Origin of the sequence: Rhodoplanes sp. P11, assembly GCF_964266735.1 — a bacterium.
Classification (GTDB): Bacteria; Pseudomonadota; Alphaproteobacteria; order Rhizobiales; family Xanthobacteraceae; genus Rhodoplanes; species Rhodoplanes serenus.
In genome coordinates this window covers 227,513-243,561 of sequence record NZ_CAXWGY010000020.1, presented here as the reverse complement: position 1 = coordinate 243,561, position 16,049 = coordinate 227,513, and the positions used below count along the sequence as shown (strand labels likewise).

Genomic DNA, 16,049 nt, shown 5'->3' with positions numbered 1-16,049 from the left:
CCCTCATCGCCGTCGCCAGGAAGATCCTCGTCGTCGCCAACGGCCTCGTCAAAGCCGACGTCGTATACGCACCCGCTTGACATCCAAGACAGTCGCCGGACAGCCGCTTCGCGGCTTCCGGAATGACCGCCGAATTGATCGGCCGGATCGCGTCCGGCACGAGGTCGGCCGGCGGCCGGGCGCTACATTTCCTCGTCGCGGCGGCCGCGGCGGGCCTCGTCGAGCCGCACCAGATTCGAAGCGTCGCCGCGCGCCCGCCGGACTGTCGTCGCCACCGCGCGGTTCAGCTCGGCGAGATCGAACGGCTTGCGCAGCAGCGTGAACTCGGCATCGGCGCGAGCCGCCGCTTCGCTGTAGCCGGTGACCAGCAGGAGCGGCAGCCCGGGGCGCCGGTCGCGTAGCGCGCGGGCGAGCGCGAAGCCGTCCATGTCGCCCGCCATCACCACGTCGCTGACCACGAGCGCGAACTCCCGGCGCGCCGTCGCGTCCAGCGCGCCGGCGGCGTTGCTCGCCGTCTCGACCAGGTAGCCGAGCTCGGCCAGCATGGCGGCGCTGATCTCGGCGACCTCCGGATTGTCCTCGACCAGAAGCACGGTGCCCTGAACATGATGCGCGGCGCGCGCCGGCTCACGGGCTTCCGGCGCGTCGTGGGAGCGCGGCAGATAGATGGTCACCGTGGTGCCGGCGCCGAGCCGGCTGTCCACCGTGACGGTGCCGCCCGACTGGTGGGCGAAGCCGTGCACCTGAGACAGGCCGAGCCCGGTGCCCTGCTGGGCCTGCTTGGTGGTGAAGAAGGGATCGAACACCTTAGGCAGGATGTCGGGCGCGATCCCGGTGCCGGTGTCGGCGACCGACAGCGCCACGAAGGCCCCGGCGAGCGGCGGGCCGTCGCCCGGCGCCGTCTGCACGTTCTCGCAGACGATCGTGATCATGCCGCCGTCCGGCATGGCGTCGCGGGCGTTGACCGCGAGGTTCACCAGCGCCAGCTCCAGCTCGCTGACATCGACCCGGACCGGCCACACCTCGCGCCCGACGTCGATGGCGAGCATCGCGGCGCCGCCGACCGAGCTTTCCAGCATGGTGCGGAAGCCGTCGAGATGATCGTCCAGCCGGATGGTCACCGGATTGAGCGTCTGACGGCGCGAGAAGGTGAGGAGCTGGCGGGTGAGCGCCTCGCCGCGCCGGGTCGCCAGGGTGATCGCCTCGACGGCCCGCATGGCCTTGGGGTCGCCCTCGGCGGTCCGGTGCAGGGTCTTCAGATGGCCGCCGACGATCATCAGCAGATTGTTGAAGTCGTGGGCGACGCCGCCGGTGAGCTGACCGAGCGCCTCCATCTTGTGGGCGCGGGCGCGCTTCGCCTCGGCCTGCTGCAACGCCTTCTGGGCCTCGCGCCGCTCGGTGATGTCGCGGGTGATCTTGGCGAAGCCGATCAGCGTGCCGCTCTCGTCGTGGATCGGATCGATCACCACATGGGCCCAGAACAGCCGGCCGTCGCGGCGCACCCGCCAGCCCTCCGCCTCGTACCGGCCCTCGGCCGCGGCGGTCTGGAGGGCGCGGGCCGGCAGGCCGGCGGCGCGCTCCGGATCGGTGTAGAAGCGCGAGAAGTGCTGGCCGACGATCTCGTCGGAGCGATAGCCTTTGATCGCCTCCGCCCCGGTGTTCCAGTTGGTGACGATGCCGTTGGGATCGAGCATGAACAGGGCGTAGTCGGAGACGCCCTTGACCAGCAGACGGAACTGCCGCTCGCTCTCGCGCAGCGCCTCCTGGGCGGCGCGCCGCTCGGTGATGTCGCGGGTGATCTTGGCGAAGCCGACCAGCGTGCCGTCGGTGTCGCGCACCGGCTGCACCACCACCAAGGCCCAGAACCGGCTGCCGTCCTTGCGGACACGCCAACCTTCGGCCTCGTAGCGGCCCTCGCGCGTCGCCGTATCGAGGACCCGCACCGGCAGGCCGGCGAGGCGGTCCTCGCGGGTGTAGAAGCGGGAGAAGTGGTGGCCCAGAATCTCCGCCTCGGTCCAGCCCTTCAGCCGCTCGGCGCCGGCATTCCAGTGCGTGACGCTGCCGCTCGGATCGAGCATGTAGATGGCGTGGTCCGAGATGCTGTCGAGCAGCAGCCGATAGCTGCGCTCGCTGGTGTCCGTCGTCGTCTCGGTTCCGTCGAGTTCGGCGCGCTCGTGTCCCGTGTGGTCGCGTCCGGCGTGATCGAGGGTGACGACCGCGAAGCCGATCGGCCGGCCGGCGTCGTCCGCCAGCGCGCGCACCCGGGTGGTCGCACGAAAGCGGCGGCCATGAGGGTGGAGACGCCAGCTCTCGGCGGCCGCCTGGCCGGTGCGCCGCGCCTCCTCCAGCAGCCGCTCGGGCAGGCCCTCCTGGCGTTCCTCGGGGGGGAACAGTCGAGCGAAAAGAAGGCCCTGCGCGGTGTCGGATGGGAGGCCCGACTGGCGGGCGGCGCCCGCGTTCCACCCGGTCACCACGCCGCCGACATCCAGGATGGCGATCGCCTGCTCGGGAAGGGCATCGATGAGCTGGCGCAAGCGGTCGTCCTGCCGGCGAGGGCGCGCGGAATCTGGGCTCGATGTCATCATCCGGACGGCGTTCGACTGCGGGACCTGTGGCGGGACGGAGTGGCATGACGGACAGCGCGTCGGCATGCGGAGCGAGTGTGGCCAGGACCCCAACGCATCGCCCGGGTCCCGGTTCCGTCGGCGCAACGGGATTGCGTCGCACGAACCACCACGGCGGCACTCCGATGCCGCTGGAGCGGAATCCGATCCAACTGGATCGTTAAGGCGACAGCGCGACGCCGAGGCGTTGCGCCGAATCCACGATCCAGGCGCGGTAGCGGACGAGAGGCGTCACGCCGGTGAGCCCGCCGCAGCCCGCTGCGAGCTTCGGCCCGGTCGACCAGCTCACGACTCCCGCGACGACGGCGCGGCCGTTCTCGTCCCGGAACGCCGGTGCGCCCGAATCCCCCGTACAGGCGCCGCGGCCCGGCCGCTCGCCCCCGGCGGCCGGATCGACGAGCCGTAGCTGGAGCGAGCCGGGCCGGCCGGTGGCGGCGAGCGTCGCCATGCGGGCGGTGCCGCCGCTGCGGCCGTCGCCGCGCACGGCGACGCCGAGCCCGACGACGGTGACCGGATCGCCCACCGCGATCGCATCGGTGCGGCCGAGAGGCGCGGCCACGAAGGGCGTCGGCAGCGGCGCCGTCGCGTGCAGCAGCGCCACGTCGGCGGTGGCGCGATGGCCGAGCAGGGCCGCCATGTCGAAGCCGGGATGGCGCAGCACCGCGGCGACGTCGAGCAGCGTCGGCCGCCGCGCCGCATCGAAGCTGACCAGCTTGTAGTCGGCACCGGGCTGCACGCAGTGCGCCGCGGTGAGCACCAGCGTCGGCGCCAGCACGGTGCCGGTGCAGGAGCTGCCGCGCGAGCCGACGATCAGCACGACGTGGCGCGCGAGCACCGGCGCGGCCGCCGGGCTGTCGCCCACCAGGGCGGCGGCCGGCCCCGCCCACGGGGCGAGGGCGGCCGCAACGGTCGCAAGACCGGCCGGCACGATTTGGACGGCCGAGAGGGCGGCGGCGAGGAGACGGCGCATCCGCGCGACAAGCCGCAGCGCCACGGGATTGTCAACCGAGCGGAGATCACGATGTCCTCCATGCTTCTCGTCGCGCCGGCGACCGAGCCGCTGTCGCTCGTCGAGGCGAAGCGGTTCCTGCGCGTCGATCACGACGACGACGACGCGCTGATCGCCGCGCTGATCGCGGCGGCGCGCCGGCTGGTCGAGACCGCGACCCGCCGCGCCTTGATCACCCAGACCTGGCGGATCGTCCGCGACGCCTGGCCAGCCGGTGGCCGCATCCGGGTGCTGCCGGCGCCGTTGCGCACGCTGGTGGCGGCGCGCATCCACGATGCCGACGGGATGCCGCGTCCGGTCCCGGTCGGCGCCTTCGCGCTCGACACCGCCGCCGCCCCGGGCGTCATCGCGGCCGCCCCGGGCACGCTGCCGGCCCCGGGCCTGCGCGTCGCCGGCATCGCGCTCGATGTCACGGTCGGCTACGGCGACGTCGCCGCTGACGTGCCGGCCCCGCTCGTCCAGGCGGTGCGGCTGTGGCTCGCGCATTTCTACGAAGCGCGCGGCGTCGATGCGGCGGCCGGCCCGCCGCCGGCAGTCGCCGCTCTGATCGCGCCCTATCGGGTGCTGGCGCCATGACGCCCGATCCCGGACGCCTGCGCCGCCGCCTGGTGATCGAGGCCCCGACGGAGCTCGCGGACGGCGCCGGCGGCGTCGTCCGCAGCCACGTCGCGGTCGCCACCGTGTGGGCCGCCATCGAGCCCCGCGCCGGGCGCGACGACGTCGCCGCCGATACGGCGGGCGCCGTCCTCACCCACCGGATCGTGCTGCGGGCCGGGCCGGCGATCACGCCGCGGCACCGGCTGCGCCTCGGTGATCGCCTGTTCCGCATCGTCGCGCTGCGCGACCTCGATCCGGCCGGCCGCTTCGTCGTGGTCGACGCCGAGGAGCGCATCGTCTGACTGCCTCACCGGAGACGCCGACATGACCACCGCCGCCGCGGCGCTGCGCAGCGCCGTCCGCTCCGCTCTCGTGGCCGACGGCGCCCTCGTGGCGCTGCTCGGCGGCGCCCGCGTCTACGACGAGCCGCCGCGCCACGTCGCCCATCCGTATGTGACGCTCGGCGAGGCGCGCACCACCGCCCATGCGCCGGGCGACGACGGCGGCGAGGAGCATCAGCTCACCCTGCACGCCTGGTCGAACCAGGGTGGCCACCGCGAGGCGCATCTGATCGCCGGCGCACTGCTCCAGGCGCTCGACGACGCGCCGCTGACGCTCGCCGGCCATCGCCTCGTCAACCTGCGCTTCGCGCTCGCCGACGTGCGGCGCGAGAGCGACGGCCGCACCTATCACGCCCTGGTGCGCTTCCGCGCCGTCACCGAGCCGGCGTGAGCCCACCCGCTGCCCGCATGATCGGAGGACGACGAGATGGCCGCCCAGAAAGGCAAGGACCTGCTGCTCAAGGTGCACGACGGCACCGGCTTCGTCACGGTGGCGGGGATGCGCTCGCGCCGGCTCGCCTTCAATGCCGAGACGGTCGACATCACGCATGCCGAGTCGGCCGATCGCTGGCGCGAGCTCCTCGACGGCGCCGGCGTCAAGCGCGCCGCGGTGGCGGGGCGCGGGCTGTTCAAGGACGCGGCGTCCGACGCGCTGCTGCGTCAGATGTTCTTCGACGGCGCGGTGCGGAGCTGTCAGCTCGTGATTCCGGACTTCGGCACCGTGACCGGACCGTTCCAGATCACCAGCCTCGAATTCGCCGGCGAGCACGACGGTGAGGTCACCTGGGAGCTGGCGCTCGAGTCGGCCGGCGCGCTCGTCTTCGCGGCGGTGTGACGAGAGCCGCGGCGCGGGCGCCGCGGCGATCGGGTCGGGGCCGCAGCCTCACCGCAGCGTCAGGCCGGACACACCGAGCGCGACGTTGACGCCGACATAGTTTTGCAGCATCGCGGGCTGCAAGGTGATCGACCGATAGGGGCCGCCGACCAGGACGTTGCTGCCCAGCCCGATGCCGACGGCGAGCGAGCTGCTGGCGCCGGTGTAGCTGCCGGCGAGGGCACGGCGCGGCAGGCGCGGCGTCGGTGCCCACACCGACCACACGATCGGGCCGCCCTGGCTGACGCCGACATCGAGGCCGACGCGCGAGACGGCGCCCACATAGGCGGTCTGCTTGCGGCCGCGATTCGGCTTGAACACGCAATGCGCCTGCTGGGTCGAGCCGACCACCATGCCGATGGTCGGGGAGACCTGGCAGGCGAGCGTGCCGACATTGACGAGCGGCTGGGCCGCGGCGGGAACGGACGCAAACACGGCGCTGCCCGCGAGCAGGAGCGCCACCTTCAGTCGAGACATCGAGTCCTCCAGTAGTCCAGGCGGCCGCGGTGTGGGAGGCGCGACGCAGCGATTCCCGACATCGCGACTCGCGAGATCGCGAGTCGCGGGGCCGCAGCCGGCCGCCGACCATAGAGAAGCCTCGTGTCGGCGAGTCAACCGCACGGCGTGGTTGCGGCACCCGCGCTTACCGCGCGGGTCCGGTGGTGGGCGGCGCCGACGCGACGTCGCGTCAGCTCGCCCGCACAGTGGCGACGAAGCGGGAGGCCGCGGCTCTGAGGCGCTCGCTCTCGCCGGCGAGCGACTGCGAGGCGTCGCTGACGGCCGCGGAAGCATTGCCGGTCTCGACCGCGCGGGCATCGACCTCGGCGATGGTGACGGCGACCTGGCTGGCGCCCGCGGCGGCCTGCTGAATGTTGCGGGCGATCTCGCGCGTGGCGCCGCCCTGCTGCTCGGCCGCCGCCGCGATCGCCCCGACGATTTCCGAGATGCGCTCGATGGTGGTGCCGATCTCCTTGATGGCGGCCACCGAGTCGGCGGTGGCGGTCTGCATGCCGGAGACGTGGGCGCCGATCTCCTCGGTCGCCTTGGCGGTCTGGGCGGCCAGCGCCTTCACCTCGTGGGCGACGACCGCGAAGCCCTTGCCGGCCTCCCCGGCGCGCGCCGCCTCGATGGTGGCGTTGAGCGCCAGCAGATTGGTCTGGCTCGCCACCGTGTTGATCAGCTTGACGACGTCGCCGATGCTGGCGGCCGCCTGCGACAGGGCCGCGATCCGCTGGTCGGTGCGGGCCGCCTGCGCGACCGCCTCGGCCGCGATGCGGTTGGAGCTCTCGACCTGGCGGCCGATCTCCTGCACCGAGCACGACAGCTCCTCGGCGGCGGCGGCGACCGAGTCGACATTGGTGGACGCCTCCTCGGAGCCGTGCGCCACGGTGCGGGCCAGGCCCTGGGTGCTGGTGGCGGTGCGTTCGAGCGACTGGGCCGCCCCGGCGAGATCGCCGGCGGTGCGCGACACCGTCTCGACGATGCCGCCGATGTCGGCCTCGAAGGCGCCGGCGATGCGGGCGAGCGCCTGCTCCTTCTCGCGCCGGCTGGCGTCGAGATAGACCGAGATGGCGAAGTCCATGTCGAGCATCGCGGCCTTGCACAGGGCGCCGAGCAGCTTGGCCTTGCGGGTCGCCGCCGCGCCGCCGCCGCGCCAGCCGGCGCCGGTCTGGCGCTCGATCACCTCGACGAGGCGCACCATGACGAAGCTGTAGCCGCCGATATACCAGCGCGGTTCGAGCCCCAGCCGGCTGTGCGCCTCGCCGATGCGCCGGACCGACGACACGTAGGCGTCGCTGAACTCCGCCGCCGCGATCGTGTCCCAGTGGGCGAGCTGCTTGGCCTTGGCATGCTGGATGTGACGCGGGTCGGAGAACATCCGGCTCGTCTGGGGAAACTTCGCGACCTGCAAGTAGAAGTCGTCGAGGATGCGGGGAAGATGCTCCGCGATCAGAGGTCGGAGACTGCGCAGCAGGGATCGTGTCTCGGTGTCGATCTGGACAAAGTCGACACGTTCACCCAACGCAGTGTCACCACTCATGGTGCGTCCCTTGCAATCTTTGCTGACATGGCGCGCTGCTCTCGCGCATTAGGGGACGTGGGTGGTTAATCTGTACTTAAATGGTTTGTTCGCTCTTCTACTGACGTCGTCTCGGGTTATGCTTTCGTACGAGGCGTGGTCGGCCGTCCACCAAGACGCTCCCTCCGCGTCCATACGGAGTTGCCGGGACGAGGCGATCCGCCCGATTCTCGGCAGGCTCGCCCGGGACCGCCGCGGCTCGTCACGGGCGAGCGGAGATTGGAGCATTTTCCGGCGAAGTGGACGCCGGTTCGCCGTCGAAAATGCGATCATGCAAGGACTTCTGGGGCGGAACACGATCCAGTTGGATCGGATTCCGCCCCAGCGTTCGGAAAGTGACCGGCATGGCATGCCCCCTCGTTCGGCACCGGCTGCCGTGGCTTGCCGCGCTCGTTGGGCGGCGGAAACGCGGTGCCGGCGCTCTCGCGGGCCTCGTCGTCGCCGTCACGCTGGGGCTGGCGGCGCTGCTCGCACACGTCTCGCCCGCGGCCGCCGAGGGGCGATACGCCCTGGTGATCGGCAACGACATCTACGCCCATCTCGGGCCGGAGCGGCAGCTCCGCAACGCCGTCCGCGACGCCCGGCTGATGCGCGACACTCTCGCGGGGCTCGGCTTCGCGGTGGTCTACGGCGAGAACCTCGACCGCCGCGCCATGATCGATCGGCTGTCCGATGTGGCGGCGCGGCTGGGCCGCGACGACATCGCCTTCGTGTACTTCGCCGGCCACGGGGTGGCGCTCGGCGGCGCCAACTATCTGCTGCCGTCCGACATCCCGGAGCCGCGAGCCGCCGGCCGCGGCGAGGAGGCGCGGCTCGCCGAGCATGCGCTCGCCGAGGCGGCGCTGGTCGAGCGGCTGGCCGCGGCCGGCGCCCGCGTCGCCGTGCTGGTGCTCGACGCCTGCCGCGACAATCCCCTGCAAGGCAGCGACCGCCGCGCTCTCGGGAGCGCCCGCGGGCTGGCTCAGAGCACGCCGCCGCACGGGCTGTTCGCGATCTACGCGGCCGGCTTCGGCCAGGCGGCGCTCGATCGTCTCGGCCCCGACGATCCGCATCCGAACTCGGTGTTCACCCGGGTGTTCGCCGAGACGCTGGCGACGCCGGGGCTGGACCTGAAGGCGGTGGCGACGCAGACCCGCCGAAAGGTGGTGGCGCTCGCCCGCGCGGTCGGCCACGAGCAGGTGCCGGCCTATGACGATCAGCTCCTCGGCCCCGACGTGTATCTGGCGGACGCGGCACCGACCGCGCCGGCGGAGCCGCGCACCGCGCCGCCTCAGCCCGCGCCGTCTCAGCCCGCGCCGCCTCAGCCCGTGCCGCGGAGCGGGACCGGCGAGGCGGAACCGCGGATCGGCGAGGTTCTGCGCGATTGCGAGAGCTGCCCCGCGATGGTGGTGCTGCCGGCCGGCGCCTTCACCATGGGGTCGCCCGACCACGAGCCGCTGCGTATCGCCAACGAAGGGCCGCAGCACCCCGTGGTGGTGCCGCGCGCCTTCGCGATGGGCCGCTTCGAGGTGACGGTGGGGGAGTTCGCCGCCTTCGTGGCGGAGACCGGCCACGACACCGGCGGCCGCTGCTACACCTACGAGAACGGCATCGTCGAGGAGCGGGCCGGGCGCGACTGGCGCAATCCCGGCTATCCGCAGACGAGCACGCACCCCGTGGCCTGCGTGTCGTGGCGCGATGCCGACGCCTATGTGGACTGGCTCTCGCGCAAGACCGGGCAGGACTACCGGCTGCCCAGCGAGGCCGAGTGGGAATATGCGCTGCGCGGCGAGAGCCGCCCGGGTCCGGCGTCACGCTATCACTTCGGCGACGACCAGACGGCGATGTGCGGCTACGGCAACGGCGCCGACCTGTCGCTGCGCAGCGCGCTGGCGGCGCACGGTCCGTCGCTGATCTTCCCGTGCCGCGACGGCTTCGTGCACGCAGCGCCGGTCGGCCGGCTGGCGCCGAACGCCTTCGGCCTAAACGACATGCACGGCAACCTCGCCGAGTGGACGGCGGACTGCTGGTCCGACAGCCATGCGGGCGCGCCGGCCTCGGCCGCGGTGGCACGGCGCGACGGCGACTGCACCCGGCGGGTGCTGCGCGGCGGCTCGTGGGTCGACGACCAGCGCCGGCTGCGCGCCGCCTATCGCACCATGCTGGGCACCGGCGACCGCAGCGCCATCGTGGGCTTCCGCGTGATGCGGACCCTCGACCGCTGATACGAGATCGGCGGATCAATTCGGTGGTCATTCCGGAAGCCGCGAAGCGGCTATCCGGAAGCCAGCCCAGAGCTCCGAATTTGCCGCTGGATTCCGGGCTCGCCGCGGAGCCTGCGCCCGGACGGCGCGAAGCGCCGGTCCGGGTGCGGCGCCCCCGAATGACGGCGAACCGATCACCCGAAAACAGTATGAGAGCGGCGCGTCACGACTCCGATGCGGTCACGATGCGCTCGCGCTTGCGCAGCCGGGCGGCGTCGAGCAGCATCTGGGCGGCCCAGCGATAGACGTTGCGCTGGCGCACCTGATCGCGCATCAGCCGCATCCGCTCGCGCTGCTCGGCCGCCGGCATGCAAAGTGCCCGCTCGATGGCGGCCGCCATGCTGCGGGTGTCGTAGGGATTGACGATCAGCGCCTCCGACAGCTCACGCGAGGCGCCCGCGAAACCCGACAGGATCAGCACGCCGTGCTCGTCGTCGCGCGAGGCGACGAACTCCTTGGCCACCAGGTTCATGCCGTCGTGCAGGCTCGACACGATGCAGGTGTCGGCGGCGCGGAACAGCTCGAACACCTCGTGCGGCTCGTGGTGGCGGATCGACAGCACGATCGGCGACCAGCCGTCGCCGCCGTGACGGGCGTTGATCTCGCCGGCGAGCCGCACCGTCTCGTCCTGCAAGGCGCTGTAGGCGCCGAGCTTGCTGCGGGTGGGCGAGGCGGCCTGGATGTAGACGAGCTTGCCCTTCAGGTCCGGGTTGCGGGTGAGGAGATCGTCGATGGCGGCGACGCGATCGAGGATGCCCTTGGTGTAGTCGAAGCGCTCGACCCCGACCGCGATGCGGGCGTCGGCCGGCAGGCCGTAGCGCGCCACCACGGCGGCACGGCACTGCGCGGGCGGGGCCTGGCCGGCGAGGGCGGCGGGCGGCCACTCGATGGAGATCGGATAGGAGCGGATCATGGTCTCGTGGCCGCGGAGCGTGATCGAGCCGTGCTCGCGGTCGATGCGGCTCTCCATGAAGCGGTCGGTCGCCTCCAGGAAGTTGTTGCAGTGAAAGCGGGTGTGGAAGCCCAGGATGGTGCTGCCGAGTAGCCCGTCGATGATCTCGTCGCGCCACGGGCAGATGCCGAAGGTCTCGGCGTTCGGCCACGGAATGTGCCAGAACGTCACCACGGTGGCGCGCGGCAGCCGCTCGCGAATCATCCGCGGCAGCAGGGCGAAGTGATAGTCCTGCACCAGCACGATCGGGTCGTCGCGGCCGGCTTCTTCGACGATGCTGTCGGCGAAGCGGGCGTTCACGGCCTGGTACTGCTGCCAGTCCTGCTCGCGGAAGGTGGGGCGCACGAAGGCGATATGACAGAGCGGCCACAGCCCCTCGTTGGCGAAGCCGTAATAGTAGCCGTCCTGCTCCGCCTCGGAGAGCCAGACGCGGCGCAGCGCATAGGCGGGATCGGCGGGCGGCACGCGGACGCGATCGTGCGCGTCCACCGTCTCGCGATCGGCCGAGCCGCTGCCGTGGGCGATCCAGGTGCCGCCGCAGGCGCGCATCACCGGCTCGAGCGCCGCGACGAGGCCGCTCGCGGGCGTCTGGAGCGTGATGCCGGCATCGGTGCGGTTGTGGATGTAGGGCTCGCGGTTGGAGACCACCAGAACCTCGGCGTCGGGCAGCTCCTCGTCGAGCAGGCGGTGCAGCATCTTGGGCGACCACTCGACATGGATGCCCTCGGCACCGGCCTTCTCGCCCCGCAAGTCGTCGATCAGCGCGGCGATCTCCCGACCAGCGGGCATGTCGCGGCCCTTGGTGCAGTCGATCAGGCGTCCGTGCCGTGCCTCCGACACCACCTCGCGCATCGAGCGTGTCCAGCTCCGCACCAACGCCAGCGCCATGCCGACCGCCAGCAGGCCGACGCCGCCGGCGACCGCGGCCACCGACAGGACGGTGTAGAGCCGCGCGGTGCGCACGCGGGCGTCCGCGAAGGCGAGATCGTGCAGCACCAGGAGATGGCCGCCGCCCGCCTCGGTCGCGAGCCGGAAGGCGCCGACATGGATGCGGCGATTCTCGTCCGTGAGCGTCGTGAAGGCGTCTGATTCGCCGAGCGCGAGGGCGCGGCAGGTGACGCTGCGCGGCATTTGCCGCGTCGCGTGGACGAGCCCGCCGGTGTCGTTGCAGATGCCGAGCGCCAGGATGCGCTCGTCCTCGGCGATGCGGTCGAACAGCGGGGCGAGGCCGGTGGCGTCGGCACGCATGCGGGTGGCGGCGATCTGATCGCGGATCGAGCGGAACAGCAGGCGGGAGCGTAGCTCGACGTCGCGCCGCGACCATCCTTCGATCACGGCGGTGCCGACCGGCACCAGCATCGCCATCACCAGAACGGCCGCGACAATGCCGAGCAGGGCGTAACGCACCATCGGGTTGCGGGCGAGCCGGTGGGCCGCGTCGGAACGCGCCACCGCATGCGTGCGGTGCGCGGCGGCGAACAGCGAGGCCATCATGGTTCGTCTCCTCTCGCGCCGAGACGGCCGCCGGCAGGGCGTCGCGCACCGCAGCCATTGTGGCCACGGAGGTCGCGGTCCCGGCGGTCGTCGCCGCGACGGGCGGCGCGTGTCGATGGGTCAAGGATTGCGGCGCGCGGGCACGGTGGCGCCGCGAGGCCGGTGCAGCGGGGCTGTGATGGACGCGGTGACGCCGGCCGTCGGTGCACGCGCCCATGTCGGCGCGAGGCTCTTGCGTCGCAGCAGATGTCCAGGTGAATCGGCAGCGGGTCTGCCGACCGTCGGGTCGCGGGCATCCGTTCGCTGCCCGCGGTCAGCCTCTTCTGCCGGAGGGGAGGGGCGACGTGTTCGCGATCATTCGTCGCGTTGCCGTGGCGCACGTCGTCATGACTGGCACGACGTGACGAAACAGCATGTCCGTGCCGGCGGCCGGATCAGGATGCGCGCAGCGTGTGATGATCTGCATCGGTATCTCCCCAGTCCCCATCCCTGGCAGACCATCCGAGCGATGCTTTGTCAATGTTCCATGACGAGTGGCGGCCGTCTCGATGGTGGCAGAAGACCGCCGACGATCGCATCGACGCGCCGGACACGGCGCATGAACTGATCAGGAGGCGTGATGCCCAATCGATATCGTGGCGAAATCGAGGCGGAGATCGGCGGCACGCACCGGCGTCTCGTGCTGACGCTCGGCGCGCTCGCCGAGCTGGAGTCCGCGTTCGCGGCCGACAATCTGGTGGCGCTCGCCGCGCGCTTCTCCGGCGGACGCCTGAAGGCGGCCGATGTCCTGCGCATCGTCGCCGCCGGGCTGCGCGGCGCGGGCGAGCGCGTCAGTGACGAGGAGGTGGCCGCGATGGCCGCACCGGGCGGCGCCATCGGGTTCGTGCGTATCGCCGCCGATCTACTCGCCGCGACGTTCGGGAACGACGACGTGATCACGACGGCGGCGCCGGGCCTGCAAAGCCCCCGGGTGCCGCAGGACGCACGGTGACGGCGCGCGCTGCCGCCGTCTCGCCGTTTCCATGGAACGAGGCGATCGGCATCGGCCTCGGCGTCCTGCGGCTCGCACCCGATGCGTTCTGGCGGATGACACCGCGTGAGCTGGCGCTGGCGTTGCGCGCCCGCGGCATCGGCGTCGCGGCGCCGCTCGGCCGCGCCGCCTTTGCGGATCTGATGAGGAGATATCCCGATGGTTGATCCCGGCGATCCCGGCGGCCTCACCTCCAGCTTCGACGAGACCGAGCGCAAGGCCGAGGCCCTGTCGGGGCGGCTGCTCGATCTGCGGCTCGAAGCCGATGCCTTCTCGCGCACCATGAGCCGGGCGCTGACCGGCGCGGTCGTGGGCGGCCGCCAGCTCGACGACGTGCTCAAGTCGCTGGTGCTGCGGCTCTCCGACATGACCCTGAAGGCGGCGCTCACGCCGCTCACCAACGGCCTCGCCGGAGGACTTCAGAGCCTGCTCGGCGGTCTGCTCGGCGGCGCCTCCGGCCCGGGGGCGGGCGTGATGCCGACGGTGACGCCGTTCGCCACCGGCGGCGTCATCGGGGCGCCGACCTGGTTCCCGCTCGCGGCCGGCGGGCTCGGGCTCGCCGGCGAGGCCGGCCCCGAGGCGATCGTGCCGCTCGTCCGCGGCGCCGACGGCCGCCTCGGCATCGCGGGCGGCACCGGCGAGGCGCCGGTGCGCGTCACCGTCAACATCACGGCGCAGGACGCCGCGAGCTTCCGCGCCTCCGAGGTCTATCTCACCGGCCAGATCGCCCGCGCGGTGGCGCGCGGCCGTCGCGGCCTGTGATCATGTCGTATCCGATCGGGCATCGCCATGGCGGCTTTCCACGAGGTCCTGTTTCCGCTCGACGTCGCGCTGAAGAGCGCCGGTGGTCCCGAGCGCCGCACCGAGATCGTCACGCTCGCCTCCGGCCGCGAGGAGCGCAACGCCCGCTGGGCGCATGCGCGTCGCCGCTGGGATGCCGGCTACGGGGTGCGCAGCTTCGCGGCGCTCGCCGCCGTGGTGGCGTTCTTCGAGGAGCGCCGCGGCCGCCTGCACGGCTTCCGCTGGCGCGATCGGCTCGATCACTCCTCGGCGCCGCCGGGCGTCGCGGCACCGCGGCCGGTCGATCAGCAGATCGGCATCGGCGACGGCACCACGGTGGATTTCGATCTCGTCAAGCTCTACGGCGGCGTTCACGCGCCGTATCGCCGGCCGATCGGCAAGCCGGTGGCCGGCAGCGTGCGGGTGGCGGTCGGCGGCCTCGAGCGCACCGCCGGCACCCACTTCGTCTGCGATGCCACATCCGGCCGCGTGACGTTTCTGGCCAGTCACCAGCCGCCGCCGGGCGCCGCCGTCACCGCGGGATTCCTGTTCGACGTGCCGGTGCGCTTCGACACCGATTACCTGGAGGTCGACCTGTCGGCCTTCGAGGCGGGCGCCATCCCCAAGATTCCGCTGATCGAGATCCGGCCGTGACGGCGGGGCCGATGTGAGGGGAGCGATCTCATGCGACAGGTTCCGCCCGCCCTTCAGGGGCGTCTCGATGCGGGCGTCACCACGCTGTGCCGCTGCTTCGTGCTGCGCCGGCGTGACGGCGTCGTGCTCGGCTTCACCGATCACGACGAGGACGTGAGGCTCGACGGCACCGTGTGCCGCGCCGGCACCGGGCTCGATGCCTCGGAGGCGACGAGCCGCTTCGGTCTCCAGGTCGATGGCGCCGAGGTGTCGGGCGCGCTCGCCGACGACAGCCTGACCGACGCCGATCTCGCGGCCGGCCGCTTCGACGGTGCCGCGGTGGAGACCTGGCTGGTCGACTGGAGCGAGCCGGCCCTGCGCGTGCTCGTCGCCACCGCGACGGTCGGCGAGGTGCGGCGCGAGGGCGCCGCCTTCACGGCGGAGCTGCGCTCGCTCGCCGATCGGCTCGCCCAGGAGAGCGGGCGGCTCTACACGGCGGCCTGCGATGCCGATCTCGGCGACGCGCGCTGCGGGGTCGATCTCACGGCGCCGTCCCGGCGGGCGAGCGGCACCGTGGCGGCGCTCGTCGGCACCTCGGTGCTGCGGGTGACGGGCTGCGACGGCTTTGCCGACGGCGGGCTCACCGGCGGGCGGCTCCTCTTCACAGGCGGCGCCAATGCGGGCCTCGCCAGCGAGGTGAAGATCCACACCGCCGCGGCCGACGGCGTGACGCTGGCGCTGTGGCGGGCGATGCCCGAGCCGATCGCGCCGGGCGACGCTTTCACGGTCACGGCCGGCTGCGACAAGAGCTTCGCCACCTGCCGCGACCGCTTCGCCAACACGGCGCGCTTCCGCGGCTTCCCGCACATTCCCGGCAACGACTATGTGATCGGCCATCCGTGAGGACGCCATGGTGATCGAGCGCGCGACGATCGTGGCCGAGGCGCGGAGCTGGATCGGCACGCCCTACCGGCATCAGGCGTCGGTGAAGGGCGTCGGCTGCGACTGCCTCGGCCTCGTGCGCGGCATCTGGCGGGCGCTGCACGGCGACGAGCCGGAGCCGTTGCCCGCCTACACGCCGGACTGGGCCGAGGCGACCGGGCGCGACACGCTGCTCGCCGCCGCGGGGCGCCATCTGATCACGATCGCGCCGGACACGGCGCGGCCCGGCGACGTGCTGCTGTTCCGCTGGCGCGCCGGCCTGCCGTCCAAGCATGCCGCCATTGTCACGGCACCCGACCTGATGGTGCATGCGCACGACGGCGCGCGCGTTGCCGAGGTGGTGATCGCGCCGTGGTGGCGCCGCCGCATCGCCGGCGCCTTCGCGTTCCCGGACGTGATCGCCTGATCACGTCCGCCACGCCAGCTCCGACATCGGCCGTCGACCCGAGG

The 16,049-nt window shown here is 72.5% G+C and carries 16 protein-coding genes; 11 read left to right on the top strand and 5 right to left on the bottom strand.

What is annotated here, in order from left to right:
• Positions 1 to 182: 182 nt before the first annotated feature.
• Together ACFQUV_RS22710 and ACFQUV_RS22705 are read right to left on the bottom strand one after the other, a co-directional pair.
• Entirely contained in the window at positions 183 to 2,582 is a 2,400-nt protein-coding gene (locus tag ACFQUV_RS22710; protein ID WP_280176771.1) for a PAS domain-containing sensor histidine kinase, read from the bottom strand.
• Between the two features lie 202 nt (positions 2,583 to 2,784).
• Complete coding sequence (locus ACFQUV_RS22705; protein WP_129611259.1) at positions 2,785 to 3,594, bottom strand: trypsin-like serine protease; 810 nt, start codon at positions 3,592 to 3,594, stop codon at positions 2,785 to 2,787.
• A gap of 51 nt (positions 3,595 to 3,645) precedes the next feature.
• Between ACFQUV_RS22705 and ACFQUV_RS22700 the strand changes: the two genes are divergently transcribed.
• The 4 genes from ACFQUV_RS22700 to ACFQUV_RS22685 are packed head-to-tail and all read left to right on the top strand — an operon-like array spanning position 3,646 to position 5,406.
• Positions 3,646 to 4,209, top strand: a complete 564-nt coding sequence (locus tag ACFQUV_RS22700) for a head-tail connector protein (RefSeq protein WP_129611179.1) — start codon at positions 3,646 to 3,648, stop codon at positions 4,207 to 4,209.
• Complete coding sequence (locus ACFQUV_RS22695; protein WP_129611180.1) at positions 4,206 to 4,532, top strand: phage head closure protein; 327 nt, start codon at positions 4,206 to 4,208, stop codon at positions 4,530 to 4,532. Before ACFQUV_RS22700 ends, ACFQUV_RS22695 begins: the two co-directional genes overlap by 4 nt.
• Before the next feature lie 22 nt (positions 4,533 to 4,554).
• Positions 4,555 to 4,962, top strand: coding sequence for a DUF3168 domain-containing protein (locus tag ACFQUV_RS22690; RefSeq protein ID WP_129611181.1), 408 nt, complete (start codon positions 4,555 to 4,557; stop codon positions 4,960 to 4,962).
• Between the two features lie 36 nt (positions 4,963 to 4,998).
• Positions 4,999 to 5,406 (top strand): phage major tail protein, TP901-1 family, encoded by a 408-nt coding sequence (locus ACFQUV_RS22685; RefSeq protein WP_129611182.1) that lies wholly within the window; start codon positions 4,999 to 5,001, stop codon positions 5,404 to 5,406.
• A 48-nt stretch (positions 5,407 to 5,454) separates the two neighbouring features.
• Here the strand turns inward: ACFQUV_RS22685 and ACFQUV_RS22680 are convergent, their stop codons facing one another.
• Both ACFQUV_RS22680 and ACFQUV_RS22675 read right to left on the bottom strand, forming a co-directional pair.
• Positions 5,455 to 5,922, bottom strand: a complete 468-nt coding sequence (locus ACFQUV_RS22680) for a DUF992 domain-containing protein (RefSeq protein ID WP_111388782.1) — start codon at positions 5,920 to 5,922, stop codon at positions 5,455 to 5,457.
• Between the two features lie 211 nt (positions 5,923 to 6,133).
• A complete protein-coding gene (locus ACFQUV_RS22675; RefSeq protein WP_129611184.1) occupies positions 6,134 to 7,486 on the bottom strand; it encodes a globin-coupled sensor protein in 1,353 nt (450 codons plus the stop codon).
• 383 nt (positions 7,487 to 7,869) lie between these two features.
• On the opposite strand from ACFQUV_RS22675, the gene ACFQUV_RS22670 reads away from it, so the two are divergent.
• The gene (locus tag ACFQUV_RS22670; RefSeq protein ID WP_165364160.1) at positions 7,870 to 9,729 is read left to right on the top strand and encodes an SUMF1/EgtB/PvdO family nonheme iron enzyme; all 1,860 of its coding nucleotides are present in this window, start codon (positions 7,870 to 7,872) and stop codon (positions 9,727 to 9,729) included.
• Positions 9,730 to 9,931: 202 nt separating this feature from the next.
• On the opposite strand, the gene ACFQUV_RS22665 is transcribed toward ACFQUV_RS22670, so the two are convergent.
• A complete protein-coding gene (locus ACFQUV_RS22665) occupies positions 9,932 to 12,214 on the bottom strand; it encodes a trehalose-6-phosphate synthase (RefSeq protein WP_307719477.1) in 2,283 nt (760 codons plus the stop codon).
• Positions 12,215 to 12,833: 619 nt separating this feature from the next.
• Between ACFQUV_RS22665 and ACFQUV_RS22660 the strand changes: the two genes are divergently transcribed.
• Genes ACFQUV_RS22660 through ACFQUV_RS22635 form a run of 6 tightly spaced genes read left to right on the top strand, consistent with a single transcriptional unit; the run spans position 12,834 to position 16,005 of the window.
• Positions 12,834 to 13,205: a gene transfer agent family protein gene (locus tag ACFQUV_RS22660; RefSeq protein WP_129611186.1), complete on the top strand. Its 372-nt coding sequence runs from the start codon at positions 12,834 to 12,836 to the stop codon at positions 13,203 to 13,205.
• Positions 13,202 to 13,411 (top strand): rcc01693 family protein, encoded by a 210-nt coding sequence (locus ACFQUV_RS22655; protein WP_129611187.1) that lies wholly within the window; start codon positions 13,202 to 13,204, stop codon positions 13,409 to 13,411. The genes ACFQUV_RS22660 and ACFQUV_RS22655 overlap by 4 nt, the downstream gene beginning before the upstream one ends.
• Positions 13,404 to 14,006: a phage tail tape measure protein gene (locus ACFQUV_RS22650; RefSeq protein WP_129611188.1), complete on the top strand. Its 603-nt coding sequence runs from the start codon at positions 13,404 to 13,406 to the stop codon at positions 14,004 to 14,006. The genes ACFQUV_RS22655 and ACFQUV_RS22650 overlap by 8 nt, the downstream gene beginning before the upstream one ends.
• Positions 14,007 to 14,033: 27 nt before the next feature.
• Positions 14,034 to 14,678 (top strand): DUF2460 domain-containing protein, encoded by a 645-nt coding sequence (locus tag ACFQUV_RS22645; RefSeq protein ID WP_129611189.1) that lies wholly within the window; start codon positions 14,034 to 14,036, stop codon positions 14,676 to 14,678.
• 30 nt (positions 14,679 to 14,708) lie between these two features.
• Entirely contained in the window at positions 14,709 to 15,560 is an 852-nt protein-coding gene (locus ACFQUV_RS22640) for a DUF2163 domain-containing protein (protein WP_129611190.1), read from the top strand.
• Between the two features lie 7 nt (positions 15,561 to 15,567).
• Complete coding sequence (locus tag ACFQUV_RS22635; protein ID WP_129611191.1) at positions 15,568 to 16,005, top strand: NlpC/P60 family protein; 438 nt, start codon at positions 15,568 to 15,570, stop codon at positions 16,003 to 16,005.
• Positions 16,006 to 16,049 lie beyond the last annotated feature (44 nt).

Excerpts from the sequence above, each read along its gene's own strand:
- ACFQUV_RS22710 (WP_280176771.1), bottom strand. The coding sequence starts at position 2,582 with ATGACATCGAGCCCAGATTCCGCGCGCCCTCGCCGGCAGGACGACCGC.
- ACFQUV_RS22705 (WP_129611259.1), bottom strand. The coding sequence starts at position 3,594 with ATGCGCCGTCTCCTCGCCGCCGCCCTCTCGGCCGTCCAAATCGTGCCG.
- ACFQUV_RS22700 (WP_129611179.1), top strand. The coding sequence starts at position 3,646 with ATGTCCTCCATGCTTCTCGTCGCGCCGGCGACCGAGCCGCTGTCGCTC.
- ACFQUV_RS22695 (WP_129611180.1), top strand. The coding sequence starts at position 4,206 with ATGACGCCCGATCCCGGACGCCTGCGCCGCCGCCTGGTGATCGAGGCC.
- ACFQUV_RS22690 (WP_129611181.1), top strand. The coding sequence starts at position 4,555 with ATGACCACCGCCGCCGCGGCGCTGCGCAGCGCCGTCCGCTCCGCTCTC.
- ACFQUV_RS22685 (WP_129611182.1), top strand. The coding sequence starts at position 4,999 with ATGGCCGCCCAGAAAGGCAAGGACCTGCTGCTCAAGGTGCACGACGGC.
- ACFQUV_RS22680 (WP_111388782.1), bottom strand. The coding sequence starts at position 5,922 with ATGTCTCGACTGAAGGTGGCGCTCCTGCTCGCGGGCAGCGCCGTGTTT.
- ACFQUV_RS22675 (WP_129611184.1), bottom strand. The coding sequence starts at position 7,486 with ATGAGTGGTGACACTGCGTTGGGTGAACGTGTCGACTTTGTCCAGATC.
- ACFQUV_RS22670 (WP_165364160.1), top strand. The coding sequence starts at position 7,870 with ATGGCATGCCCCCTCGTTCGGCACCGGCTGCCGTGGCTTGCCGCGCTC.
- ACFQUV_RS22665 (WP_307719477.1), bottom strand. The coding sequence starts at position 12,214 with ATGATGGCCTCGCTGTTCGCCGCCGCGCACCGCACGCATGCGGTGGCG.
- ACFQUV_RS22660 (WP_129611186.1), top strand. The coding sequence starts at position 12,834 with ATGCCCAATCGATATCGTGGCGAAATCGAGGCGGAGATCGGCGGCACG.
- ACFQUV_RS22650 (WP_129611188.1), top strand. The coding sequence starts at position 13,404 with ATGGTTGATCCCGGCGATCCCGGCGGCCTCACCTCCAGCTTCGACGAG.
- ACFQUV_RS22645 (WP_129611189.1), top strand. The coding sequence starts at position 14,034 with ATGGCGGCTTTCCACGAGGTCCTGTTTCCGCTCGACGTCGCGCTGAAG.
- ACFQUV_RS22640 (WP_129611190.1), top strand. The coding sequence starts at position 14,709 with ATGCGACAGGTTCCGCCCGCCCTTCAGGGGCGTCTCGATGCGGGCGTC.
- ACFQUV_RS22635 (WP_129611191.1), top strand. The coding sequence starts at position 15,568 with ATGGTGATCGAGCGCGCGACGATCGTGGCCGAGGCGCGGAGCTGGATC.